Origin of the sequence: Bradyrhizobium sp. MOS003 (assembly GCF_003020125.1) — a bacterium.
Classification (GTDB): Bacteria; Pseudomonadota; Alphaproteobacteria; order Rhizobiales; family Xanthobacteraceae; genus Bradyrhizobium.
In genome coordinates this window covers 291,240-316,042 of the sequence record NZ_PYFW01000007.1, presented here as the reverse complement: position 1 = coordinate 316,042, position 24,803 = coordinate 291,240, and the positions used below count along the sequence as shown (strand labels likewise).

Sequence of the window (24,803 nt, the reverse complement as noted above, 5' to 3'; positions counted from 1 at the left end):
ACCACACGATTTTGCCGTACGCCGATCACACCGGTCGTGCGCGCCAGGTGTTTCGCTCACGGTTGCCCGCCCTGCAAAATCCTTGGCGCCGATGTGACCCACGTCCACCGCCGCCCGGCCCGCGTTCGTGACGATCGCGATACGCCCCTTTTCGTTGGGCCGGGATGCAGCAACACATATGCGATATCCGAATTTCGGTAAAGTGGAATATTTTGGTGACCGGCATGGACCCATGGATGGCGTGTTTTGCCCGTCGGGCAGCGCAAGCTCTGGTAGCCAGAATTGAACGCAGCGACATCCGGGATAAGTTCGGGGTGCTGTCCCGGGTATCGCGTCCGCTCACCCGCGCTACGACGTGCCCGCCTACGCAGCCTCAGCCTGCGAGCCGATCGATGACGAGATCGAGCAGCGCGCGCAGGCGGGCGAGGCGCTTCATATCGCGGTGATAGCCGACATAGGTGTCGCGGCCGGGCGGCGCCGTTCCGATGTCGAGCGCGACCAGGCGGCGGTCGCGGTCGCCGAGGGGACGCGGCAACACGGCAAAGCCATCGCCGCTGGCGCAAAGCTCGGCCTGCACCTGCCTGTTGTTGCTGCGCGAGGCGATGGCTGCATTCGGCAGCGCGCGCGTCAGCCAGACGGCGTCCGGCATGTCGGCGAATTCGGCATTCATGGTCACGACGCGGACAGCGCGGCCGTCGCCGGCGCGCGGCGGCTTGCTGCCCTTCTTGCCGTAGAGCGCGTAGGGAATGTGCAGCAGCTTCCTGGAGATCACCTCGGGCTCGCTGAACGGCTTGATGCGGAAGACCAGATCGGCTTCGCGCCGCGGCAGACTGTAGAGCCGCGCATCGGTCAGGAGCTCCACCGTCACCTTCGGATGACGCTTGCCGAACGCGGCGATCACCGGCGACAGCATCACCGTCCCGAACCAGTCCGACGACGACAGGCGCAACAGGCCGTCGAGCTGCGTCTCGGCACCGGAGACGTAGCGTTCCAGCGCGAGTGCCTCGTCCTCGATCCGCTCGGCATGGCGGAGCACGGCTGTGCCCTCGTCGGTCAGCACCAGGCCATCCGCCGTGCGCTGGAACAGGGTTTGCCCCAACGACGTCTCGAGCGCGCGAAGCCGCCGGCCCATCGTCGGCTGGGTCTGGCCGATCTTTCGTGCGGCTGCGCCGAGCGTGCCCTCGCGCGCAATTGCTAGGAAGATGCGCAAATCGCTCCAGTCCATCGGAAATTCCGCCATACAAAAATGTATGACCATCGTACAACCTTGTTCCTTCTCATGCAAAATCTCATGGGCATATTGAGCCGATCACGGAGCAAGACGATCATGACGAGACCATCGACGATGCGCGCCGGCGTCCTGGAGACCCACCACGCCCCCTTGCGCCTCTCAACCATCTCCACGCCCGAGATCGGCCCGCACGACGTGCTGGTGCGGGTGCGCGCGAGCGGGGTCAATCCGCTCGACACCAAGATCCAGGCCGGCGCAGCCGCGCATGCGCGCCATCCGTTGTCGGCGATTCCCGGGATCGATCTCGCCGGCGTGGTCGAACTGACCGGGCGCGAGGTGACGCGGTTCAAGCCGGGCGACGAGGTCTACGGCATGACCGGAGGTGTCGGCGGCGTGCAGGGATCGCTGGCCGAATTCGCCGCGGTCGATGCCGATCTCCTCGCGTTGAAGCCCGCCAATCTCAGCATGCGGGAAGCCGCCGCCCTGCCCCTGATCGTCATCACGGCCTGGGAAGGCCTGATCGACCGGGCGGCGTTGAAGGCGGGCCAGAAGGTGTTGATCCATGGCGGTGCCGGCGGCGTCGGTCATGTCGCGATCCAGATCGCGCGCGCCTTCGGAGCGGAGGTGTTCGCAACCGGTTCGCCGTCGCAACGCGCCACCATCGAAGGCTTTGGCGCGGTGTTCATCGATCGCGACAGTCCAGTCGAAGCCTATGTGACGCAGCACACCGGCGGCCGCGGCTTCGACGTCGTCTACGACACCGTCGGCGGGCAGGTGCTCGACGCCTCCTTCGAAGCGGTGCGCCGCTTCGGCCATGTGGTGAGCGCGCTCGGCTGGGGTACGCATGCGCTCGCGCCGCTGTCGTTCCGGGCGGCCACCTATTCCGGCGTGTTCACGCTGCTGCCGCTGCTGTCGGGCGAAGGCCGCGCCCATCATGGAGAGATCATGGCGCAGGCCACGCGTCTCGCCGAGGCCGGCAAGCTCGTGCCGCTGCTCGACGACAGGCGCTTCACGCTGGAAAACGTCGACGAGGCCTATGCGCTGATCAGGGACCGCGCCGCCAAGGGCAAGCTGGTCGTCGATTTGTAAGGTGGAGCTTTTAGCCGGGATGAGCGCAGCGATATCCGGGGGGCTCGCCTGGGAGCACGAAGGTCCCGGGTATCGCTGCGCTCACCCGGGCTACGAAGACTCGCTGCGAAGGCGCTCGCCGCTAGTCCTCGCTGGACGCGGCCGAGCGGTTGCGCAGATAGGCCTGCGACAACAGGAAGAACAATGCGCGCTCGCCCTGATATTTGGCCGACGGCCGGGTGCGCTCGAAACCATCGGCAAAGACCTTGCCGGACTGGTCGCACACTTGCCATCGCCAGCCAAACCGCTTGCGCCTGGTGAGGATCACTTCGAACATGCCGACGAGCTTGGTCCCCTGCTCCTTGCCGGTCCGCCAAGGCATCCAAGCCCTCGCTCCGGCCTCCCCCAATAGACGGATGCCCGACATATAACCCAGCGGAGTGGAAAGAGAATAAAATTGATGATCGGAAATTCGTGTCTTTCACCGCTGTGATTAAGACGCGAGGCGCGGGGAATAAGCTTTCGACAGCGGTGTTTTACTTGGCCCACGAGGCAAGCTGCTGGCGCTTGCGGTATTCGAGGCAGAACACAGGAGGCGATGGGGACGAGCATCTGCTCACCGCCCCCGCGACGGTCGCGGCGGTAACAGGGGACGCACGATTGTGCGCAAAATGAGAATTATCGTGCCGGGTGCCAGGTCGGGTGCAGGCTGCACGGCGGCACCGCCCCCGGGTGCTAACGCGCGACGACCTCGACTTCGCCGTCGACGCCGTTCACGACATTGAATCCGCGCTCGTAGACCTTGCCCTCGTTCTTGGCGATGGCGCGGTATTCGCCTTCGGAGAGCACGACGCGCGGGAAGGCGCCGATCGATTCCTTGATGACGTCGCCGCCGGGGGTCAGCACCGACCAGGCGGTGTTGGCGAGCGCCTCGCCGCCTTTGTCGCTGACCAGCTTGAGCGTGATCACGGCGGCGCGGTGGGTGATGGTGACGTCGGTGAGCTTGCTGGCCTGGACGCGGATGTCGGAGCGCACCACCGAATTGGCGTCGCCATAGTTGGAGATGATGTAGTAGGTGCCCTCCGGCAGAAGCACGACGTCGCCGGCGGCGACGTTCGGCACCAGCGAGGCGCGCTCGCCGGATTCGAACTGGCTGCCCTTGTAGATCGCGAACGAAATCTGGTTCTGCGGAATGCGGGTGGTGCCGACCCGGCCCTCGATCCGCAGGCCCCCGGCCGGCAGCACGAAGGATTCGCGGTCGGTCTCGGCCTTCAGGCTGACGGTGCGCACCGCGCTGACGAGGCCAAAGGCAACGTGCACGACGTAATTGCCGGGCGGCAGCACGATGTTGGGCGTGGCGCTGCGGTCCTCGCGGATCAGCTTGAAGGTGCCGTTCTCGTCCGGACGGTCGGCAAACACGCGCCAGACCAGGCCGCTGGTGATCGCCGGAGAATCCTTGCCGTATTTCGCGGTCAGCGACAACACGCCCTGTCCGGGCACGGCCGCGTTGAGCGGGGCGGCCGGCGGCACGGTCGAGACCGCGGGCGGCGGCATGCTGGGGGTCGTCGGCTGCATCAGGGTCGGCGGTAGGCTCGGGGGACCGGTGCCTGGACCGGAGGGCGGCGCCAGGCTGACCGCGCCGCCGGGGTCGGGCACCGAAGCCGGCGGCACCGGCGGCGGACGGTCCGAGAAAAGCTGCGCCTGCGCAGCGGTTTGGCCTGAGGTCACGACGCACGCGGCAAGGATCAGCGCCGGCAGCAGCCTGCCGCTGCGCCGCCATCCGATGATGCCGTCACCCCCGCGTGTCATACTTCCTGCTTTTCACCGAAAACGCGGCAAATTCAAGCCTCTGAAACCCCAGGAAATACGGGCTCGGTCCGATGGATGGAACCCGGTTGACGCTTGCGTGATTAGCCCAGCGGCCACCTGCCCTCGCCAAACTGCTGCCCCCTGCTTCCCAAACGGTATAAACCATGCTTGGCCCTCGTTCTGGTGCAGCGGAAGTCCGATGCCTACTCTGGTGTCGAGGGCTGGCCCGGGTAGGAGAGTTTCGGTGCTTGATATCTTGAAGGGTCGTGGTGCGAACGGCTCGAACGGTGAGAAGATTGGCCTTGGCCCCACCCGCCGGCCGGTCATCGGCCTCGCCCTCGGTGGCGGCGCCGCGCGCGGCTTTGCCCATATCGGAATTCTCCGAACCCTGCTCGCCAACGGCATCGTTCCCGACGTCGTGGTCGGCACCTCCATCGGAGCCGTGGTCGGCGGCCTCCATGCGGCCGGCCGGCTCGAGACATTCGAGGAGTGGGGGCGCAGCCTGCAGGGAATGCGCAACATCCTCGGCTATCTCGACATCCGCCTCAACGGCTCCGGCCTGCTCCGCGGCGAGAAGCTGGCCAGCAGACTCGAGGATGCGGTTGGGCAAACCCTGATCGAAGATTTGCCGGTCAAGTTCGCGAGTGTCGCGACCGAGGTCAGGACCGGTCACGAGATCTGGCTGACGCGTGGCCGCCTGGTCGATGCGATGCGCGCGTCCTATGCGCTGCCCGGCATCTTCCAGCCTATGCTGATCGGCGATCGCTGGCTCGTGGACGGTGCGCTGGTCAACCCGGTGCCGGTCTCGGCCGCCCGCGCGCTCGGCGCCGAAATCGTCATCGCCGCAAATCTTTCCAGCGACATCTTCACCCATTCCACGACGATCTATTCGCACGGCGCGATGCCCGCACCTGTGACGCCGCAGGTCGAGGAGACGACGGCCAAGCGGCGCTTTCCGCGGCTATTCTCGGCCGAGAAAGCCATGAAGCGCGAGTTCTTCGGCAGCGCCGGGCGCCCGGGCATCTCTTCGGTGATGGTCGACGCCTTCAACATCATGCAGGACCGCATCACCCGCGCCCGCCTCGCCGGCGATCCGCCGGATCTCCTGATCTCGCCGCGGGTCGGCCAGTTCGGCTGGTTCGACTTCCATCGCTCCGAGGACCTGATCGCCCACGGCGCGCGCGCCGCCGAACGCGCGCTGGAGTCGATCGAGGAGGCGATCGACGTGCTGGCGCCGGCGCCCGCGGGCCACGCGCCCAAAGCGGACGAGCAGGCCTGATCAGGCCGTCTTGATGTAGTCGCGCAGGGCTTCCTGCTCGGATTCGTATTCCTGGACCCGGCGCTTGACGATGTCGCCGATCGAGATCAGGCCGACCACCTTGCCATTGTCGATCACGGGCAGATGGCGGAACTTGCCTGACGTCATCATCTCCATGAGCTCGGCGACCGTGTCGGTCTCCTTGCAGGTCACCACCTTGCGGGTCATGACCTGAGTGACCGGCTCCTCCAGCGCGCTGGCGCCGCGCTCGCCCAGAACGCGGACGATATCGCGCTCCGACAGGATGCCCTCGAGCCGGCTCTGGTTCATCACCAGCACCGCGCCGATCTTCTTCTCACCGAGCAGCTTGACCGCGGCAGCCAGCTTCGCGTCGGGCTCGACGCTCATGATCTGGTGGCCCTTGGTGTTGAGAATGGAACGTACCGTCATTGTTGCCTCCCTGAATCGGACCCGTCCGCCTGTTGGCGGCGCGGACTTGTTCTTCGAGTCTTCAACTAACAGTTTTGCTTGGCGCCGGTTTCACGCGCGGGCGCTTTGCGAAGCAGCGCCGCTAGCGCTTTGTCGCTTCGAACATTCTTCCCGCAAATGATGGATGAATTCGGGCCGGGCCGCAAGCGCGGCTTCAAATACGGTCTGAAACGTCCTGTGATGACGCATCCGCAGCATCGTTTCGCATGCGCGGTACGGGATCGAACAGCGTGAACAGCAGCAGGCCGGCGAAGAACCCGCCGATATGCGCCTGCCACGCCACGCTCGTGGTTTCGGAATCGACGCCGATGGCGCCGACGCCGAAGATGATGTTGACGCCGAACCACACGGCGAGGAAGCCGACCACCCGCCCGTCGCGCAGCGCGCGCGACAGCGGCAGCGCCGGAACCCTTGCTGCGGTATCGGCGTCCGACCGGTTGAACGACAGGAAGCTGCCGCGGACGAAGGCGAAGCGGATCGCGGCCGCCATCGCGCCCGACACCGAGGCCGAGGCGCCGATCATCGGCGCCACGGCGTGCTCATGGGTGACGAGATGGGCGAGCGCGCCGGCCGCCGCCGTCACCGCGAGAAACAGGAAGAACCTGACCGCGCCGAACCGCCGCGCCAGCGCGCTGCCGAACGGCAGCAGCCACAGCACGTTGAAGCCGAGATGGGTCAGATTGGCGTGCAGCAGCGAATAGGTGACGAAACTCCAGACCTTGGCACCGGCCCCACCGGGGATCTCCAAGTTCAGCAGAGAGGAATCGTAGCGCTTGGGGATGAAGCCGAAGACGTCGATGGTCCAGTTCTCGAGCTCCGGCGGCAGCAGCACGCGCAGATGGATCACCGCCAGCAGGACGATATAGGCCGTCAGCGCGAACGGCAGCGTCAGGATCGGCTCGCGCGGAGGCTCCTCATGGGCGGCCGGGAGGCCGGGCTGAGAATCCTGCGGCGGAGAATCGTGCGGGGAATCCAAGGCAGTTCGCTTTCAGGCGCGATCGGAGCGATCCGTCTGCAGATAGTCGCCTTTGCAGGCCTTGCGCAAGTGCACAAAAGGAAAAGGCAGGGCCCTGGGAGGCCCTGCCTGTCCGTGTCGGCCTTCCGGTGCCGGAGGAATGAAGGTGTATCCCCACCCCTCCCCGCGGCCCGTGACCAAACTGTTTGACGCCCTGTGTACGGGCCCCGCCGAGAACCTGGATGAAAGCGGCGAGGCTTGCGACTGCGATCACCATAGCAGCGGCGCGCGAGGCGCAAAGCGCATAGTTAACTTAACGTTAACGACACAAAGACCGCCTTAACGGGGGTGAAAACGCCCTCCCGGCATGGACGCTGCAAATCCCCTCCTGCACAACAACACAAGGGATCGCGGGTGCACTGAAGCGGGACAGCTCTGTCCCTTCGAGGTTGCCCCCCGGGATAAGCGTTCAGACATGAAACATCCGTCGAGCCGCGCGTTCTTCGCGTATTGGGACGACAAGCGCGGCGCTGCACGGGCGCCCGACAGGGCCGACATCGATCCGGCCGCGGTCCGCGGCCTGCTCGGCGATATCTTCGTGCTGTCCTGCGAGCCCAATCTCGGCTTTCCGTTCCGCGTCGCGGGCACGCGCGTCTGCGCACTGGCAGGATGTGACCTCAAGGACCAGAGCTTTGCGGCGCTGTTCGTTGATGCGAGCCGCGGCGAGATCGAGGAGATCACGACCATCGTCGCCGACGAGGCGCTCGGTGCGATCGCCGGCGTCACCGCCACGCGCGAGGACGGCAGCAAGGCCCATCTCGAGCTGCTGCTGCTGCCGTTCAACGCCCGCCCGCACACGCCGGTGAGCGTGACGGGCGTGCTCGCGCCGTTCGACGACGAATGCGGCGCGCTCTCGACCTTCACCCTCACCTCCTGGCGCTATCTGCACCAGCCGGAGAAATTGCTGCCGCGCGCGATCCGGAAATTGCAGATCGCCCGCGGGCTGATGGTGTATGAGGGGCTGCGATAGCCGCCCGCTCTCACGGCATCGCCAGATGCCATGCACCGTTCAGAAAACCGTCGCCGGTGATGTCGCCGGGCTTCTGGTCCTTGGCGAAGGTGTAGAGCGGCTTGCCCTTGTAGGCCCATTGCTTCGAGCCGTCGTCGCGGGTGATGACGGTGTAGCCGTCGCCCGCGGCATCGCTCGCCTCGGCCTTCAGCACCGGCCAGTTCGTCGCGCACGGACCGTTGCAGGCGGATTTGCCGTCCATGTCCTTGTCGAAGGTGTAGAGCGTCATGCCCTTGGCGTCGGTGAGCACGCTGCCCTTGTCGGTCTTGCCCGTCTTGGTCGGCTCCGCGGCGAAGGCGGCGGGAACGATCGCGAGCGAGAGTGCGAACGCGAGCGCGAGGCGGATCGATGACGTCATGAGTTCTCCTGTCATGCAATTGGCTTGCAGGAGGTAGGACGCCGCGCGCGGTCCGGTATTCCTGACAGCGCGGCAAAGATATTTTTCGCTGCGCGCGGCGACGCGGTGGAATAAACTGGGATCGACATGAGCAAGCCGAATTGGCGTCCCGCGCACGCATCCGACCTGCCCGCGATCAGCGCGATCGCGGCGCGGATCCATCCCGCTCTTCCCGAAAGCCCGGAGGTGCTCGCCGAGAAGATGCGGCTCTATCCCGACGGATGCCGCGTGCTCGTCGCCGGCGACGAGATCGCCGGCTATGGGCTTTCGCATCCCTGGAAGCAGCACCGGATCCCGCCGCTCGACGGCTTGCTCGAACGCCTGCCCGAGGACGCGGATTGTCTCTACGTCCATGACCTTGCTGTGTTGCCCGAATCTCGCGGCGGAGTTCTGCGTGCCTATATCGCTGACATCGCGCAGCTCGCGCGTGCGTCAGGCCTCGCAACGCTCGCGCTGGTCTCGGTTTACGCCACCCAGCCGTTGTGGCAGCGTCTCGGCTTTCGGCCGGTCACCGCGGATGCGGCGCTGCTCGCAAAGCTTGCCTCCTATGGCGAGGGCGCGACCTACATGCTGCGCGACCTCGCTGCGACGTAACGTCCCTTCCCGGCTCACGCGGGCGTGAACCGCCGCCTCGAACCGGGTTGGATCAGCCCCCGTCGAAGGTGTGTGCGAGCCCTTCCGGTCTCGCCGAACCGAGGCTGGAGACGATCCATGAAACTCACATTGTCGAAACTTGCTTTCGTCGCGTGCGTTGCGACGGCCGCGTTCACCGCGACCAGCGCCAACGCGGCGCAATACCGCACCTATGGCTGCGACACCGCCTTCTTCGAAGGCTGCGGCATCGTGGTCGAGACGCCGAACGCGCCGGGCCGATACCGCCCGACCGTCACCCATCACGACACATCGCCGATCTACATGAAGCAGACCGATCCCCGTTACAGCTCGTCGATGCGTGATGGCGGTGGCGGCGGTGGTGGTGGTGGCGGAGGCGGTGGTGGCGGCGGCGGCGGCCGCTGAGCCCACCCGACTTTTCAGATGATGCCGCCGGTTCAACCCGGCGGCATCATTGTCGCCTGCGCTGAACGGCGCCGGTTCAGCCGCGATTCTTTTTCTTCTTTGGCTTCTTTCCAGGCGCGCCCTTCGCGGGCCACGGCATGACCGACGGCTCCGCGTGACCCGGCTTGTGCTTGTGCTTCTTCTTGCCGAAAGAAGACGGAGGCTCGTCGAATTTCGGCCCGCGCTCGCTGTGAGGCTTGCTGCGCGGCTTGAACTCGCTCTTGTCGCGCGGACGTTCGTCGCGACGTTCGCGATGATCGCTGTCGCGGCTCTCGCGCCGGGGCGCATGGGACCGCTCTTCCGCAGGCGCCTGTTGCTGCGGCGCGCCCGCCATCGGCTCGAGGCGGATATTGTCTTCCTTGTCCGGACGCTTGATCTTGGCGGCGAAGGATTCCGCGACCCGCTCGGAAATTTCGAACTCGGTCGTGGTGTCCATGATCTTGATGGCGCCGATATCGCCCTTGTCGATGCCGCCACGACGGCAAATCATCGGCAGCAGCCAGCGCGCTTCCGCATTCTTGCGTCGTCCGATGTTGGCGCGGAACCAGACGGTGGACTCTCCCATGCCGTGCCGGGCTGAGGATTTGCCTGGTTTCGATCGCGGCCCCGCTGGGCGATCGTCGCCGCGTGAGCTGCGGCCATCGTCGCGCGGCGTGCGATCGTCGCGCGGCGTGCGAACATTGTCGCGACCGCGGTCGTCACGCGGCCGGCCGGTTCGCTCGCCGGGATCGAGGATGTCTTCGGGCGACGGCAGCCGCGCGCGATAGAGCCGCGCCAGCGCCGCGGCGATGTCCTCGGCCGACCGCTCGGCCAGCAGCGCCTGGGCCAGCACCAGATCGTCCGGCGTGGCCTCCTCGGTGAACAGCACGTCTTTCATGCGATCATGGTCGAGCTTGCGGATTTCGTCCGCCTGCGGCGCCGTGCCCCAGTCGGCGTCGACCCCTGCGAGATTGAGCAGCAGCTCCGCGCGACGCCGCCGGGCGGGCGGCACCAGCAGGACGCTCGTCCCCTTGCGTCCGGCGCGCCCGGTGCGGCCCGAACGGTGCTGCATCACTTCGGCGTCGTTGGGCAGGTCGGCGTGAATGACGAGATCCAGGCTCGGCAGGTCGATGCCGCGGGCGGCAACGTCGGTCGCGACGCAGACGCGGGCGCGTCCGTCGCGCAGCGACTGCAGCGCCATGGTTCGCTCGTTCTGCGTCAATTCGCCCGACAGAGCGACCACGGAGAAACCGCGCTCCAGCAGTGCCGCCTGCAAATGCCTGACGTGATCGCGCGTGCTGCAGAACACCAGCGCGCTCGGCGCCTCGTAGAAACGCAGCACGTTGACGACCGCATGCTCGGCATCGGCGGGCGCGATCCGGATGGCGCGGTACTCGATATCGGCGTGACCGCCTTCGTCGCCGGCGACTTCGATCCGAAACGCCTGCTGCTGATATTGCTTGGCGAGCGCGACGATGCCGCGCGGGAACGTCGCCGAGAACAGCAGGGTGCGGCGCGTCTCCGGGGTGGTCTTGAGGATGAATTCCATGTCCTCGCGGAAACCGAGATTGAGCATCTCGTCGGCCTCGTCGAGCACGACGACCTTCAATTCCGAGATGTCGAGGCGATTACGCCGCAGATGATCGCACAACCGGCCGGGCGTACCGACAACGATGTGGGCGCCAGCCGCAAGCTCGCGCTGCTCGCGGCGCGGATCCATGCCGCCGACGCAGGAGACGACCCGCGCCTCCGCATGCTGGTAGATCCAGGAGAGCTCGCGCTGGACCTGCATCGCGAGCTCGCGGGTCGGCGCCACGATCAAGGCGAGCGGCGCGGCCGCCCGCTCGAAGCGCTCGGCATCGCCGAGCAGGTCACTGGCCATGGCGAGGCCATAAGCGAGGGTCTTGCCGGAGCCGGTCTGGGCCGAAACCAGGAGGTCGCGGCCGGCAGCTTCGTCCGCGAGCACGGCGAGCTGAACGGGGGTCGGTGAATCGTAATTCCGCTCAGCCAAAGCGCGGGCGAGCGGCGGGGTCAGGGCCGGAAAAGACACGGGATGGAGAACCTTGGTTAATTCAGGCGCGCAAACGGTGAACCGAGGGGCCTGAGCTGCGTGCGGGGCAATCGGCCCGGCCGCACGCTGATTTGATCTGCGCGCTCTTTACGCCAAGTGACCGGAAATCACCATGCCTATGATGCATGGCTTGGCCAAGAGAACCGCGCCCTGGAGGTTGCAGGGGATCATTTCGGCTACCTTGAACGGTTAATGGATGCGGGCTTGCCGCACCGGCCGTCCGATACCAAATCGTTATTCACAGGAGACAATGGGGGAAACATGGCCGACAAGATATCGCTTGCCGACAAGCTCGCAACCTTCGAGGACCATTGGTCCCCGCGCACGGTCACGACCTTCAACGATTGCGACGTGATGGTGGTGAAGGTGAAAGGCGAGTTCACCTGGCACAAGCACGACGACACCGACGATTTCTTCCTGGTCCTGAAAGGCAATCTGGAGATCGAATTGCGGGACCGCACGGTCAGGCTCGGTCCGGGCGAACTCTACGTCGTGCCCAAAGGCGTCGAGCATCGTCCCGTGGCGCATGAAGAGGTCCATCTCCTGCTCATCGAGCCGACCGGCACGCCGAACACGGGCGACAAGGCCACCGCCGCGGCGCGCAAGCTCGCATAGGAGATGCACGCGGGCTAACAGCTTTAGTCGGCCGGGATGAAGCGAAGCGTGCCTGCCTGACGCGTCGGCTTGCCGGTGTCGTTGGTGTGATTGACGCCGTCCATGACCGGCACCTCGGCGAAATCGAACGGGCTCACCCCATCCAGGCAGGCGACGTTGACGGCATAGAGGGATTGGTCCGACCGGCGCTGGTGGTGGGTGTAGATTCCGCAGCGGGAGCAGAAGAAGTGCTGCGCCGATCCGGTATGGAAGCGGTACGTCGTCAGCGCCTCCTCGCCCCGCAGGAACCTGATCCCGCCCATGGCCGCCATGGCAACGACAGCGCCTCGCATTCGGCAATAGGAGCTGGTGCAGCGGCGGATCGACTTGAAGCCGTCGCTGAGTGTCACCTCGAAGCGCACCGCACCACAATGGCACTGGCCGGCTCGAACGTTCGCGTCACTCGTCATGGTCCCTGTGGTCCCCGATCCAGATTATATCCGCGCCCGGTCCGGGCGCACTGGACTGTCTTAGCGAGGATCGCGCGCGATGTAAGAAAATTCGGGCGACCTCTTCAATCCCGGGAGGTCGCCAGCCTGCTGAAACCGTTGACCAGCCTTGCTCTTGCCCGCGCAACACTGTCCTTCACCGCGCGGCCCACGGACCGGACAAAGCGCCAAGCGTCCGTCTCCTGCAGCCACGCCTTCGCCGCGGCGTATTTTCCGTAAACCCAGGCGAAGGCGGGAATGCGCATCAGCTTGTCGCGCGTCAGATGGAACAGACGCTCGACCAGCACCAGCTTGAGCAGCTCGCCCACGATCAAGACTACAGCTCCGCTCAGCACCTGACCGGTTGCGGTGAGGTACGCAGCGACCGGCTTGACCGGCTCCAGAATGATCACGGGCACCAAGAACAATGCGAGCGAAGCATATGGCGAAAGTGATTTGATCCAGGCGCTCAAACGCTTGAATTGGACATACCGCCCGATCCAGCGGGCAACCGGTGCCGCCACGGCCATAAAGACTGCGTCCACCAGGAAGTAGATCGCAGCCAGGATATAGGTGATCGGTTTCAGGATTCGCTTCACGGCATCACTCCCGTAGAGTGAAAGCCGGAACCTGGGCCTAAGTTTCACCTCCGCGTCGATAGTTCGAGGCGGCCGCAGGGAACTTTTTGCGGACCGGCTTTCTCAGATCTCGGCATAGACCTCCAGCAGATTGCCGTCAGGGTCGCGGAAGAACAGCGTGCGGTGGCCGAACGATTGGTTGGTCGGCGGCGACAGCAGTGCAACGCCCTGTCGGACGAGCTCGTCGGCACATGCATCGACCTCGGCCGCGGCGACCTTGAAGGCCAGCTGCAGCGACGCGCTGCCAGGCGGCGTCGGCGCATCGGCAGCGGTGCGGCCCGGCCGCGCCAGGGCCAGCGTGTTGCTGCCGAGGCCATACTCGATCCAGTTCGGCGACAGTTCGCGCAACAACGGGAAGGCTAGCACATCCTCATAGAAGCGGCGCATCGCCACCATGTCGCGCACAAAGACGACGGTGTAGTCGATCGCGCGGATGGCGTTGAAGGGGGAAGGACGGGTTGGTTCGGGTGTCTGTTCGTTGGTCATCGTGTCCTTCATTCCGAACTTCCGTCACGTAGCCCGCATGGAGCACAGCGGAATGCGGGGCCGGCCTCCCCGGATTGCGCTGCGCTCCATCCGGGCGACAAGATATCATTCCACTAGCTCCGGCCACGGCACGATGGTCGACTTCACCGTCTTCATCGCCATGGCGTCCCTCACCGCCTGCGCGACGCCTTCCTCCGTGAACGGATAGATCGTCTGCATCTTCAGCCAGGGATATTTGTCCGCCGTGCGGTAGAGCATGTCGACGCCCAGCGGCAGGTCGTTGCCGGTGAAGCCCCAGGAGCCCAGCACGTTGAGATCCTTGGTGCAGATGCGGTGCCAGGACGTCTCGATCGAGCCGGCGTCGGTGAACTGGCCCATCTCGACATAGGTGCCGCCGTCACGCAGCATCTCGATGCCTTCGGGGCCGGCGGTGGGGTGACCCGAACAATCCATCACGAGATCCGCGCCGAAGCCGCCTACGATCTCGCGGACGCGCGCGATGCGCTCCTCGGGCGATTTGATCTCCTCGATGTTGACCGTCGCCTCCGCGCCGAACTCGCGCGCGAGCTTGAGCCGCGGCTCCTCGGGGGCACCGACGCAGATCACGCGCCCTGCCCCCATTTCCTTTGCCGCCGCGACCGCCAGAATGCCGATCGGACCCGAGCCCTGGATCACCACCGTATCGCCCCAGGTGAAGCCGCCGGCGCGGGTGGCGCGGTTGAAGGCGCGGATGCAGGAGGTCAGCGGCTCGGACAATGCGCCCAGCCGCAGCGACATGTCGTCCGGCAATTTGTAGATCTTGGTGCCCGGCAGCATCTCGAGATCGACATAGACATACTCGGCCCAGCCGCCCCACATGTGCGGCGCCTTGTCGAAGCCGAGATAGCGGCCGTAATAAACCGGCGTCAGGCACTTGTTGGCGGTCTGCGGATAATGGATGCAGTAATAGCAGCGGCCGCACGGCATCAGCGGTGGGATCATCACTTTCGAGCCGACCTTGAGCGGCTTGCTCATGAAGTCCTCGGTAAACTCCTCGCCGCACTCGACGATGACGCCGCCGATCTCGTGGCCGAGCGTGAACGGCCAGGGCAGTGGCTTCGGCCAATGACCCTTCAGGATGTGCAGATCGGTGCCGCAGACGCCGCAGGCGCCCACCTTGATCAGCGCGGCCTTCTTGCCGACCTTCGGCCACGGCACGGTTTTGATCGCGGGCTCCGAGCCGGGACCGGCGTGAGTGCAGACGCGAATGGATTCCATGAATGTTTCCTCGATGCTCGTCTGTTATGATTGTGGTGCGGGCTGCGGCGAAGCGTATGTGAGATACGCGCGCGTGCCAAGATGGAGGAATTCGTAGCGGGAGACAGTGGCCCCGGATATCGCTTCGCTCATCCGGGCTACAAAGCTTGCCGCAAACATCGCCGTCTTCCCCGCGGTGGAGCGTGTGGCAGCGGCGCATGGCAGATGCCCACGCCGACCGAACGGCTTGAGCACCGACCGGCGAACGTGTAAGCGCCGATAGTCTCACCCCAGGTCATGCTCCCTTGAATCCCCTTACCCAAAATCCCGCCGCTGCGTCAGGCTCGTTCGCAGCGATGAAGTCGCGGCCGTACCGGCTCCAGTTCGGCGCTTACGTGCTGGCGATGATGGCCGACAACATCGAGCATGTGATCAGCTATTGGGTGGTGTTCCAGAAATTCCATTCGCCGACGCTGGGCGGCTTTGCGGTGCTGTCGCACTGGCTGCCGTTCCTGCTGTTCTCGGTCGCGGTGGGCGGGCTTGCCGACCGGGTCGATCCGCGCCGCATCATCCAGTGCGGCATGCTGCTGTTCATTCTGGCCTCCGCCGGATGGGGTTTCTTCTTCCTCACCGACACGATCCAGATGTGGCACGCAATGCTGCTGCTGGTCATCCATGGCTGCGCCGGTGTGCTTTGGCAAACCCCGAACCAGTTGCTGCTCTATGATCTCGTCGGCCCCGCCGATTTGCCGAGCGCGGTGCGGCTGAATGCGATGGCGCGCTATCTCGGCATCCTGGTCGGACCTGCGGTCGGCGGAATCATCATGCTGACGCTCGGCACCTCGCACGGCATCATCTTCAACACGCTGTTCTACCTGCCGATGCTGCTCTGGCTGTTCTGGGCACCGGTGCGTGACAAAAGCGTGGCGGCGCGGCGCTTCGCGGTGCGCGGCCTTGCCGACATCGTGCTGACGATCCGCGCCATCGGCACCCAGCCGATCCTGACGGCGATGACCTGGCTCGCCGGTCTCACCTCCTTCATGATCGGCAACGCCTACCATGCCCAGATGCCGGGCTTTGCCAGCGATCTCGGCCATGGCGATCCCGGCGTCTCCTACAGCGTACTGCTCGCGGCCGATGCGGCCGGCGCGGTACTCGCCGCCATCGCACTGGAATCCTGGGGACGCCTCAAGGGCACGCCGCGCACCGCGATTTGGCTTGCGATGCTCTGGAGCGTGGCGCTGCTCGGCTTCGCCACGGTGCGGATCTATCCCGTTGCGATCGTGCTGCTGTTCTTTGCCGGCTTCTTCGAGCTGTCGTTCAACACCATGGCGCAGGCGCTGGTGCAGTTGAACGCGCCGCACGACATCCGCGGCCGCGTCGTCGGTCTCTATAACATGGCGGGGCTCGGAATGCGGGCCTTCAGCGGCATCACCGTCGGGGTCGCAGGTGCGGCGATCGGCATTCACTGGTCGCTGGGGCTGTCGGCCGCAGTGCTGCTGGCGCTACTATGTCTCCTTTACGGACGCGCGACGAGGAAGACGGCCGGTTGACTCCGGTATCTCGCCACCGCACGCTTACACAGGGCTTGGGGAGATCACGCGTTGCGCAATCGCTGGGGCATTCTTGCGATCCTGTTCGTCGTGCGCCTCACCATCGCGTTCCAGTTCCAGAGCGTGGCCGCGGTCGCGCCGCTGCTACAACAGAGCTTTGGCGTTGGCCTTTCCGATATCGGCATCCTGATCGGGCTCTATTTCACACCGGGCGTCGTACTGGCGCTGCCGGGCGGCGCGATCGGCCGCAGGCTCGGCGACAAGCCTACCACCATCGTGGCGCTGCTGCTGATGACCGCCGGCAGCCTCGCCATGGCCACCACCGATGTCTGGGGTTGGCAGATGGCGGGCCGGCTCATCTCCGGCGCCGGCGGCGTGCTGCTGACGGTGCAACTCACCAAGATGGGCACAGACTGGTTCGCGGGGAAGGAGATCGCCACCGCGATGGCGATCTTCGTCAACTCCTGGCCCGCGGGCGTTGCGATCTCGCTTTTGGTGCTGCCGGCGATCGGCACGGCCTACGGCGCCGGCGCGGTGTTCCTGTCGACCGGTGCGCTGACCGCGATCGGCATTCTGCTAATTTTGTTCTACCAGCCGCCACCGGCCACAACGGCGGCGAGTGCCGAAGGCTCAAGCCGGCTTGATCCCCTCGCGCTGCTGGCGGTGATCGTCGCGGGCCTGATCTGGGGCCTCTATAATGTCGGTTTCGCCATGATCTTCTCGTTCGGCCCATCCCTGCTGGTCGAGCGCGGCTGGAGCATCGCCGCGGCAGGCTCGGCGATCAGCCTCGTGATGTGGCTGTCGGTGATCTCGGTGCCGGCAGGCGGCTTTTTGGCCGATCGCGGCAAACCACTTGTTATGGCGATCGTCGCTGGCCTCGTCGTGGCCGCCCTGCTGGCCTGGCTGACCCGGTCAGACGCCGTGATCGCGATCCTCGTGCTGATCGGGCTGATGGGCGGCCTTCCGGCCGGTCCGATCATGAGTCTGGCCGCCCGTGTGCTCGTACCCGAAACCAGGGCGATCGGTATGGGCGTGTTTTACACGCTTTTCTACGCCGCCATGATGCTGGGACCGGCCATTGCGGGCCGGTTGGCCAAGTCGGTCGGGACCGCGGCGGTCGCGCTCGATCTCGGCGCACTTGCGGTGCTGGCCTGCCCACCCCTGATGTGGCTTTTCGAACGCATCGTGTCTGGCCGTTACCGCCGCATCCGATCCTAACGCGGCATTAACCCTATGCACCTTAGGGTCGTCCCGGACTCCGCCAGGCGGGGGGTCGGGTTGTGAAAATGGCGTTGGCGAACAAAAAATTTCTTCCGGCCGCCGAAGAGCGTCGGCGTTTCCAGCGGGTGAAAGTGCACCTGCTTGGCCGCTACATGCTGCCGGACCGCCGTGAATTTCCCTGCCAGGTGATCAACATGTCGCCGGGCGGCCTCGCGCTGCTCGCCCCCGGCATCGGCAATGTCGGCGACCGCGTCGTCGCCTATCTCGACCATATCGGCCGCGTCGAGGGCAAGATCACCCGGATCATCGACAATGGCTTCGCCATGACGGTCGGGGCGACGCCGAGGAAGCGCGACAAGCTCGCCGCGCAACTGACCTGGCTTGCCAACCGCGACATCCTCAACCTGCCGGAGGACCGCCGCCACGATCGTATCGTGCCGCGCAACCCGATCGCGGTGCTGACGCTCGAGGACGGCACCAAGATGACCTGCCGCATCATCGACCTTTCCTTGTCCGGCGCGGCCATTGCCGCGGAGAACCGGCCGCCGCTGAAATCGACGGTTCTGCTCGGCCGGGTCCAGGGCCGCGTGGTCCGAAACCTCGAAGACGGCTTCGCGCTGGAGTTCGTCCACGCGCAGCCGATCGAGACACTCGAAGAGAGCGTTACCGCGCGGTAAAGCGCTGGCACGCCAAATCCCCTGCATTTCCAGCTCTGAAGGCGGCCTCCGCAAAGCGGACGCCGCCTTTTTCATGCGTGATGACGAGCCTCGCGCCGGTTAACGCGCGGCCCGTTTGCGCGTGGAAAGGGCGGTTTCGCCAACGTTTCCGCGTTAATCGATAAAATTTGAATCAATTGCAGTTGTTTCAAATTTTATGAGAATTCGATTCAAGTATAGATCGAATTCGCTGCGCCTTTTACTTGTATTCGTCTCGACTTGACTTGGCTGACTTAGCGGCAACGCAAAAGCTCCGTGCGAAATGTGGTCCCAACAAGAAACGGGGGCCGCAATGTTTGATTTCAAGGGACAGGGGAAAGGGCTGGCGCTGGCCGCCATGCTCTTCGGAATCAGCGCAGCAGCGCAGGCCGGCGAAAGCCGTCTGCTCTACGCGAGCCTCGGCGACACCACGCGTGCGCCGATCGGCTGGGTCGAATTCTGCGCGGACGATGCCGCTCAGTGCCAGAGCGCGCCGGCGCAGCCGCGCGACATCGTGATGTCGCAGGCCGCATGGCGCGACCTCGTCAAGGTCAATCGCTGGGTCAACGAGACCGTCAAGCCTTTGACCGACCAGGAGCACTGGGGCGTGATCGAGAAATGGTCGCTGCCGACCGACGGCTACGGCGACTGCGAAGACTACGTGTTGTTGAAGCGCAAGATGCTGATCGATGCCGGATGGCCCCGCCAAGCCCTGCTCATCACCGTCGTGCGCGACAAGAAGGGCGAAGGACACGCGGTGCTGACCGTGAAGACCGACAAGGGCGAGTTCGTTCTCGACAATCAGAACGAGAACGTCGTTGCCTGGACGGAGACCGGCTACCGCTTCGTCAAGCGCCAGTCGCAGAGCGACCCCAACGTCTGGGTCTCGCTGGGCGATACCAAGCCGGCGGTCTCGACCGCCAGCGCCAGAGATTAAGAACGAGACAAGGAGTTACGCGACCCGGTCACATCCCCACCCCTCCCCGTCCCAGACCGGTTCGCGCGCGCCCAGCCATCCCCCAATGGCTGGGCGCAACTTTTTTGGGGTTGTTCGATCAGCTCGGTGACGACCATGGTACGCGCGCGGCGGTGAAATCGCGCCAGGTGCCTTGCAAGGCCGGCCTGACGCCGATCGATGCACGCGCCTGCCAGCCGGCGATCGCGGCCGCCGCGATTGCGCCGTCGGGCTCGGCCTTGAGCCCGTCGAGCAGCGAAGCCGTGACGGCCATGTCGTTGAAGGCGCCGAGCTCCTCCTGCAAACCGACCAGCCTGCGGGCAAATTTCCTCGCGGACTTGCGATCGGCAAACAGCGGCAGCAGGAACTCGCTGAGATAGCGCAGCCGCTTGGTCGCGAGCCGCACCCGGTGCAGTTCTTCCATCGTGAGCGACTTGAAGCGGCGGCCGCGCTTGCGCACCTTGGCATACTGCTCCGAAAGAATGCGCTGCGCGAAATTGACGGCGGGCTCGGCGAGCCGGCCGAGATCTTCGGCGGCGACGTCGTTGCGCCATCCCCGTGTCTCGATCCAGTTGCCGAGACCGATCAGGAACATGGTGCAGCGGCGATCGTCGAGCGCGTGATGCGCCTTGCGATAGGCGTCGGACTGGCGCTCGGCCGCAGCCCGGCCGAGCGCATCGAAACCTGCGACGGAAGGGCATGCCTGCGCGATCGTCGGCAAGGTCTCGAACTGGAACACATCCCAATCGCGTGCGGCGGAGAGGTCCTGCGCCAGCCAGCGCGCCTCCGATCGCAGTGAGTCGACATTGCTGAGCGCGCCGACCGAGCGCATCAGGCCGAGCGCCGATCGGATGCGGCGCAGCGCGACGCGCAGCTGATGCACGCCTTCGGGATTGCGCCCGTCCTCGGCCGCCGGCAGCGACTGAAGCAGATGCAGGAAGCAAGAGCGCAGGATCGTCGCGAACGCCTCGTCGAGCGTCACGGACGGGTCGAGGCGAAGTTTTCGCGGGCGTCGCGCCGCCGGCGGCGTGCCAGCGGCAAGGTCGAAGCCGCGCGCCGATTTGCTGCGGATGGACGGCTTCACCGCGCCGTGCTCGGCCAGCCGCAAGGCAACCTCGTAGATCGTGCTCGCGCTGCCGCTCTTGAGCTCCAGCTCGATCTCGCTCACCGGCAGCGATCGATCACTTGCCGTCAGCACGCCACGATCGAAGGCGATCTCGACAGTGCCGGACGGCAGATCGATCATCCGCGCATGGCGGTGGACGTCGGCTGTGAACACGGCTTCGAGCGGACGCGCTTCGAGATGGCCGCGAAGCTTCTCCGGAATGAAAGGCATCGCCAGAGCGAGATCGGGCGCCAGCGAGGCCACGCTCGCCTCCCACTCGCCGCGGCGCAGCGGATCGTCCGCCGCCTCGGTCTTCACGGTCTGCACGAAGCGCGCGCCGCTCTGGCGAACGCGCAGGCTGAGGCCGTTGCGCCGAAGCATCCGCTCGGGCGTGTCGTAGTAAACGGATTTGAGATGTTTTCGCACGCCCTTGTTGCGCGCATTGGCCGCGATGACGGGTGCGGCGTTGAAATGCGCCATGCGATCGGCATCGACCAGCAGCTTGAGCTCGATTTCGCCGGCGTGCGCGGCAACGCTCGACTGCGACGGCTCCGGCGCGGACGGGGCATCTTGCGACGGCGTCTGATCACTCACGGCGCCCTCGACGATCGCAGGTTCGGCCGGTTCAATCTGCCTGAGGAAGCCGGTGGCGACTTGTGTCCTCCTGTTGTCCTTCGGGACAGCATTCCCGTCCGGCGCGCTCGGAGTTTTGCGTGCCGGTGTTGCGTCTGATTTCAGCATTTGCGGCAACATGACAGATCAATGACAGAGCGGCAGCATATAGCCGGTCAGGCCCGCAAGGAATAGTCACGTGACGTCGCGCCGCGTGATCATCGACTGTCATAATTCGCAGCAAGGTTGCGAACTACATTACTTGCAGGGATTCGCGAGCGTTCGAATTGATGGCGAATCTCGCCCTTCTCGAAACCGAGATGAACGCGTTCGCGAGCTTGACTCATGCTGGCCGAGAAATTCTTTCTGGTTCTGGAGACGCTTAGAAGCCACGCGTCCGACGACAGACCCGCGATTGTGACAAGCCTTGCGCCGCCGTCTGCCGTCCCTGCCATCGCAACTGCCCTGCATTGCACGACACCGGTTCCCGACGAGCGGAAATAGAACCCATCCAGCCTGGATGATCGATACCTGGTGCTGCGCGCGCTCACGCGCTCACGCGCCCAGGACGTCCGCGAGCCGCAGCTCGTCGGCGGCGGGATCCTTCAGGAACAGCTCGGCCTCGATCTCGGTCAGATGCGACAGCATCTCGCGGCGCGCGGCCTGCTTGTCGCGCTTGCGGATCGCGGCGACGATGCCGGCGTGATGATCGGTGCCGCAGGCCGGCGTGTCGTGGCGGCGGTACAGCAGGATGATGAGCGAGGAGCGCGCGATCAGCTCCTTCAGGAAGCCGAGATAGATGCTGTGGCCGCTCATCTCGGCGACGAGCTTGTGAAACTCACCGGACAACCGAACCGAGGCGCGCGCGTCGCTGCGCAGCTCCGCCTCGCGCTCCTCACTGAGGTGTTGCTGGAGACGATCGAGCCAGGCCGGCGACATCGCTTCGATGGCGTGATCCAAGATGGTCGGCTCAATCAGGCGCCGCGCCTCGAACACTTCGCGGGCATCGGCGGGCGTGGGACGCGCGACGAAGGCGCCGCGGTTCTTCTCGATATTGACGATGCCCTCATGCGCGAGCTGCTGGAGCGCCGTGCGGACCAGCGTGCGGCTCGCGCCGTAGATCTCGCCGATCTCGTCCTCGCCGAGCTTGGTGCCCGGCAGCAGGCGGTGCTCGAGGATCGCGGCGGTCACGCCCTCCCGGATGCGGCTGACGCGATCGCTGGCGTTTGGCGCGTCGGATTTGGGGCGGGGCTTGGCGGCCATGGTTCAAGGGGCTCGATCGACGACGTTCGTCCCCGATGCTAGTCGAGCAGCTGTATCCAATCACAGGCGAAACTTTATACAATCGTCGCCCACTTTGTGTGCAGGCGCCAGCGCCCAGGTTCGGCGGCCGGGATGCGCCGGATTCGATCTAACGATCTGACTCCGCTACACAGTTTTGAGAAATCGGCGGACCGAAGGCGGTTGGCACGGACCTTGCGGAGAGAGCGGCAGCACCGCCCTCCTCGGACACGCCATGGCCACACCCGCCGCTCTCGAACTGGTCGCCGTCACCAAGCGCTATGACACCACGCTGGCGGTCGACACCGTCAATCTGAAGATCCCGGCCGGAACCTATTGCTGCCTGCTCGGTCCGTCCGGCTGCGGCAAGACCTCGACGCTGCGGATGATCGCGGGCCACGAAGCGGTCAGCGAGGGCGACATCATCCTCGGGGCGCAGAATGTCACGGATCTGCCGCCGGCCGAGCGCGGCACCGCGATGATGTTCCAGTCCTATGCACTGTTTCCGCATCTGAGCGTGATCGACAACGTCGCCTTTGCCCTCAAGATGCGCGGCATCGACAAGCCGACGCGCCACAAGCGCGCCGGCGAATTGCTGGAGCTGGTGGCGATGACGCCCTACGCGGCCCGGCTGCCGGCGCAGCTCTCCGGCGGCCAGCAGCAGCGCGTCGCGCTCGCCCGCGCGCTGATAACCGAGCCGCAGATCCTGCTGCTCGACGAACCGCTCTCCGCGCTCGATCCGTTCCTGCGGATCAAGATGCGCGGCGAGCTGAAGCGGCTGCAGCGCGAGCTCGGCATCAGCTTCATCCAGGTCACCCACGGCCAGGAAGAGGCGATGGCGCTGGCCGACCATATCGTGGTGATGAACCACGGCAAGATCGAGCAGCAGGGCACGGCCCGCGACATCTTTCACCGTCCCCGCACCGAATTCGTGGCGCGCTTCATCGGCGGCCACAACGTCCTCAGCGACGCAGGCAAACTCATCGCCGTGCGCGCCGATCAGCTCGGCATCGCGCCGTTCACTGACGGCGCGTTCGGCGCGCCGGCGCTGCTGACCCAGACCGAGTACCAGGGCTCCTACATCGCCGTCTCGCTCACGCTCGACGACGGCACCGCCCTGTTCTCCCACGTTCCCGAAGCCACCTTCGACGTCCACCCGTTCCGTCCGGGCGATCGCGTGCTGGCCACCTGGGATCCCGCCAAGGCGCAACGCCTGCAATAGCGCCGATCGATCACTGGAATGCGCAACAGAGGAGTGACTGACGTGAGCGAGACCAAAAGGACGAAGGGCGTCAGCCGCCGTACGCTGCTCAAGGGCACCGCGGGCCTCGCCGGCCTTGCCGCCGGCTCCGGCGCCATCACCGGTTTTCCCTATGTGAAGTCGGCCGACGCGAAGGTGCTGCGCTATCTCGGCACCGCCGTGAACGAGGGCGACGACATCTCCAAGCAGTGCCTGAAGGACACTGGCATCAAAATCGAATACATTACCGCGACCACCGACGACGTCACCAAGCGCGTGATGACCCAGCCGAACTCCTTCGACGTGCTGGACACCGAATATTTCTCGCTCAAGAAGATCGTGCCGTCGGGCAACATCCTTGCGCTCGACGCCAGGAAGATCAAGGAATTCGACAACATCACGCCCGTCTTCACCAAGGGCGAGACCCCCGGCGGCAAGAAGATCGGCGGCCAGGGCACCGCACCCTGGAAGGTGCTCTATCTCGAGGGCAAGGACTCCAAGAAGTTCGCGACGTCGGCGACCGAATTCGTCACGCTGATCCCGACCGTGTACAACGCCGACACGCTCGGCATCCGTCCCGACCTGATCAAGCGGCCGATCGGCTCGTGGTCCGAACTGCTCAATCCCGAGTTCAAGGGCAAGGCTTCGATTCTCAACATCCCCTCGATCGGCATCATGGATGCCGCGATGGTCGTGGAGGCCACCGGCAAGTACAAATATGCCGACAAGGGCAACATGACCAAGGAAGAGATCGATCTCACCATGAAGGTGATGACCGAAGCCAAGAAGGCCGGCCAATTCCGCGCGTTCTGGAAGGACTTCAACGAGAGCGTCAACCTGATGGCATCAGGTGAAACAGTCATCCAGTCGATGTGGTCGCCGGCGGTGACCAAGGTGCGTTCGATGGGTATTCCCTGCACCTTCCAGCCGCTCAAGGAAGGCTATCGCTCCTGGGCCTCGGGCTTCTGCGTCTCCAAGGGCGTCTCGGGCGCGAAGCTCGAATGGGCCTACGAGTTCGTCAACTGGTTCCTGTCCGGCTATGCCGGCGCCTACCTCAACCGCCAGGGCTACTACTCCGCGGTGCTCTCTACCGCGAAGGCGCATATGGAGCCCTACGAGTGGGCCTATTGGATGGAAGGCAAGCCGGCCGAGAAGGACATCAAGGCGCCCGACGGCTCGCTGCTGGAGAAGGCCGGCGCCGTGCGTGACGGCGGTTCCTACGAGGACCGCATGGGCGGCGTCGCCTGCTGGAATGCGGTGATGGACGAGAACGACTACATGGTCCGCAAGTGGAACGAGTTCATCGCAGCGTAATGT

General features: G+C 65.2%; 25 protein-coding genes. 12 read left to right on the top strand and 13 right to left on the bottom strand.

Going from position 1 to position 24,803, the window contains the following annotated elements; all coding sequences use genetic code 11:
• Window positions 1–373: 373 nt before the first annotated feature.
• On the bottom strand, window positions 374–1,225 hold the full coding sequence (locus tag C7G42_RS27370) for a LysR family transcriptional regulator (protein ID WP_106952041.1): 852 nt from the start codon (window positions 1,223–1,225) through the stop codon (window positions 374–376).
• Between the two features lie 102 nt (window positions 1,226–1,327).
• On the opposite strand from C7G42_RS27370, the gene C7G42_RS27365 reads away from it, so the two are divergent.
• Window positions 1,328–2,320: a zinc-dependent alcohol dehydrogenase family protein gene (locus C7G42_RS27365; RefSeq protein WP_245427980.1), complete on the top strand. Its 993-nt coding sequence runs from the start codon at window positions 1,328–1,330 to the stop codon at window positions 2,318–2,320.
• Window positions 2,321–2,441: 121 nt separating this feature from the next.
• On the opposite strand, the gene C7G42_RS35495 is transcribed toward C7G42_RS27365, so the two are convergent.
• The gene (locus C7G42_RS35495) at window positions 2,442–2,681 is read right to left on the bottom strand and encodes a hypothetical protein (RefSeq protein ID WP_245427979.1); all 240 of its coding nucleotides are present in this window, start codon (window positions 2,679–2,681) and stop codon (window positions 2,442–2,444) included.
• Window positions 2,682–3,034: 353 nt separating this feature from the next.
• On the bottom strand, window positions 3,035–4,108 hold the full coding sequence (locus tag C7G42_RS27355) for an RgsD C-terminal domain-containing protein (RefSeq protein WP_106952016.1): 1,074 nt from the start codon (window positions 4,106–4,108) through the stop codon (window positions 3,035–3,037).
• A gap of 244 nt (window positions 4,109–4,352) precedes the next feature.
• Here C7G42_RS27355 and C7G42_RS27350 point away from each other — a divergent pair, with 244 nt between their 5' ends.
• Window positions 4,353–5,387 carry a patatin-like phospholipase family protein gene (locus C7G42_RS27350; RefSeq protein WP_199581170.1) on the top strand — a complete coding sequence of 345 codons (1,035 nt, stop codon included), beginning with the start codon at window positions 4,353–4,355 and terminating at the stop codon, window positions 5,385–5,387.
• On the opposite strand, the gene C7G42_RS27345 is transcribed toward C7G42_RS27350, so the two are convergent.
• Window positions 5,388–5,816 carry a CBS domain-containing protein gene (locus tag C7G42_RS27345; protein WP_106952014.1) on the bottom strand — a complete coding sequence of 143 codons (429 nt, stop codon included), beginning with the start codon at window positions 5,814–5,816 and terminating at the stop codon, window positions 5,388–5,390.
• 193 nt (window positions 5,817–6,009) lie between these two features.
• Window positions 6,010–6,831, bottom strand: coding sequence for a rhomboid family intramembrane serine protease (locus C7G42_RS27340; RefSeq protein ID WP_106952013.1), 822 nt, complete (start codon window positions 6,829–6,831; stop codon window positions 6,010–6,012).
• Between the two features lie 454 nt (window positions 6,832–7,285).
• Between C7G42_RS27340 and C7G42_RS27335 the strand changes: the two genes are divergently transcribed.
• The gene (locus tag C7G42_RS27335) at window positions 7,286–7,840 is read left to right on the top strand and encodes a PAS domain-containing protein (RefSeq protein WP_106952012.1); all 555 of its coding nucleotides are present in this window, start codon (window positions 7,286–7,288) and stop codon (window positions 7,838–7,840) included.
• Between the two features lie 10 nt (window positions 7,841–7,850).
• Here the strand turns inward: C7G42_RS27335 and C7G42_RS27330 are convergent, their stop codons facing one another.
• Window positions 7,851–8,237 carry a COG4315 family predicted lipoprotein gene (locus C7G42_RS27330; protein WP_106952011.1) on the bottom strand — a complete coding sequence of 129 codons (387 nt, stop codon included), beginning with the start codon at window positions 8,235–8,237 and terminating at the stop codon, window positions 7,851–7,853.
• Between the two features lie 126 nt (window positions 8,238–8,363).
• On the opposite strand from C7G42_RS27330, the gene C7G42_RS27325 reads away from it, so the two are divergent.
• Together C7G42_RS27325 and C7G42_RS27320 are read left to right on the top strand one after the other, a co-directional pair.
• Entirely contained in the window at window positions 8,364–8,870 is a 507-nt protein-coding gene (locus C7G42_RS27325; protein WP_106952010.1) for a GNAT family N-acetyltransferase, read from the top strand.
• A 117-nt stretch (window positions 8,871–8,987) separates the two neighbouring features.
• Window positions 8,988–9,293: a hypothetical protein gene (locus C7G42_RS27320; protein ID WP_106952009.1), complete on the top strand. Its 306-nt coding sequence runs from the start codon at window positions 8,988–8,990 to the stop codon at window positions 9,291–9,293.
• A 76-nt stretch (window positions 9,294–9,369) separates the two neighbouring features.
• Here C7G42_RS27320 and C7G42_RS27315 read toward each other — a convergent pair whose 3' ends face one another.
• Complete coding sequence (locus C7G42_RS27315; RefSeq protein ID WP_106952008.1) at window positions 9,370–11,361, bottom strand: DEAD/DEAH box helicase; 1,992 nt, start codon at window positions 11,359–11,361, stop codon at window positions 9,370–9,372.
• A gap of 282 nt (window positions 11,362–11,643) precedes the next feature.
• Between C7G42_RS27315 and C7G42_RS27310 the strand changes: the two genes are divergently transcribed.
• Window positions 11,644–11,997 carry a cupin domain-containing protein gene (locus C7G42_RS27310; protein WP_106952007.1) on the top strand — a complete coding sequence of 118 codons (354 nt, stop codon included), beginning with the start codon at window positions 11,644–11,646 and terminating at the stop codon, window positions 11,995–11,997.
• 23 nt (window positions 11,998–12,020) lie between these two features.
• On the opposite strand, the gene C7G42_RS27305 is transcribed toward C7G42_RS27310, so the two are convergent.
• From C7G42_RS27305 to C7G42_RS27290, 4 genes are all read right to left on the bottom strand, one after another.
• On the bottom strand, window positions 12,021–12,446 hold the full coding sequence (locus C7G42_RS27305) for a GFA family protein (RefSeq protein ID WP_106952006.1): 426 nt from the start codon (window positions 12,444–12,446) through the stop codon (window positions 12,021–12,023).
• 104 nt (window positions 12,447–12,550) lie between these two features.
• A complete protein-coding gene (locus tag C7G42_RS27300; protein ID WP_106952005.1) occupies window positions 12,551–13,063 on the bottom strand; it encodes a hypothetical protein in 513 nt (170 codons plus the stop codon).
• 102 nt (window positions 13,064–13,165) lie between these two features.
• The gene (locus C7G42_RS27295) at window positions 13,166–13,600 is read right to left on the bottom strand and encodes a VOC family protein (RefSeq protein WP_245427977.1); all 435 of its coding nucleotides are present in this window, start codon (window positions 13,598–13,600) and stop codon (window positions 13,166–13,168) included.
• Window positions 13,601–13,693: 93 nt separating this feature from the next.
• Entirely contained in the window at window positions 13,694–14,845 is a 1,152-nt protein-coding gene (locus C7G42_RS27290) for a zinc-binding dehydrogenase (protein ID WP_106952004.1), read from the bottom strand.
• A 284-nt stretch (window positions 14,846–15,129) separates the two neighbouring features.
• Here C7G42_RS27290 and C7G42_RS27285 point away from each other — a divergent pair, with 284 nt between their 5' ends.
• From C7G42_RS27285 to C7G42_RS27270, 4 genes are all read left to right on the top strand, one after another.
• Window positions 15,130–16,377 (top strand): MFS transporter, encoded by a 1,248-nt coding sequence (locus tag C7G42_RS27285; protein WP_283809865.1) that lies wholly within the window; start codon window positions 15,130–15,132, stop codon window positions 16,375–16,377.
• A 51-nt stretch (window positions 16,378–16,428) separates the two neighbouring features.
• Window positions 16,429–17,595 carry an MFS transporter gene (locus C7G42_RS27280; RefSeq protein WP_106952002.1) on the top strand — a complete coding sequence of 389 codons (1,167 nt, stop codon included), beginning with the start codon at window positions 16,429–16,431 and terminating at the stop codon, window positions 17,593–17,595.
• Window positions 17,596–17,663: 68 nt separating this feature from the next.
• Window positions 17,664–18,275: a PilZ domain-containing protein gene (locus C7G42_RS27275; RefSeq protein ID WP_094895511.1), complete on the top strand. Its 612-nt coding sequence runs from the start codon at window positions 17,664–17,666 to the stop codon at window positions 18,273–18,275.
• 331 nt (window positions 18,276–18,606) lie between these two features.
• Entirely contained in the window at window positions 18,607–19,230 is a 624-nt protein-coding gene (locus C7G42_RS27270; protein ID WP_199581169.1) for a transglutaminase-like cysteine peptidase, read from the top strand.
• Window positions 19,231–19,348: 118 nt separating this feature from the next.
• On the opposite strand, the gene C7G42_RS27265 is transcribed toward C7G42_RS27270, so the two are convergent.
• Window positions 19,349–21,094 (bottom strand): CYTH and CHAD domain-containing protein, encoded by a 1,746-nt coding sequence (locus C7G42_RS27265; RefSeq protein WP_106952000.1) that lies wholly within the window; start codon window positions 21,092–21,094, stop codon window positions 19,349–19,351.
• A 426-nt stretch (window positions 21,095–21,520) separates the two neighbouring features.
• Window positions 21,521–22,228, bottom strand: a complete 708-nt coding sequence (locus tag C7G42_RS27260) for a GntR family transcriptional regulator (protein WP_106951999.1) — start codon at window positions 22,226–22,228, stop codon at window positions 21,521–21,523.
• A 253-nt stretch (window positions 22,229–22,481) separates the two neighbouring features.
• On the opposite strand from C7G42_RS27260, the gene C7G42_RS27255 reads away from it, so the two are divergent.
• Entirely contained in the window at window positions 22,482–23,468 is a 987-nt protein-coding gene (locus C7G42_RS27255) for an ABC transporter ATP-binding protein (RefSeq protein WP_106951998.1), read from the top strand.
• 18 nt (window positions 23,469–23,486) lie between these two features.
• A complete protein-coding gene (locus C7G42_RS27250; RefSeq protein ID WP_106951997.1) occupies window positions 23,487–24,800 on the top strand; it encodes an ABC transporter substrate-binding protein in 1,314 nt (437 codons plus the stop codon).
• Window positions 24,801–24,803 lie beyond the last annotated feature (3 nt).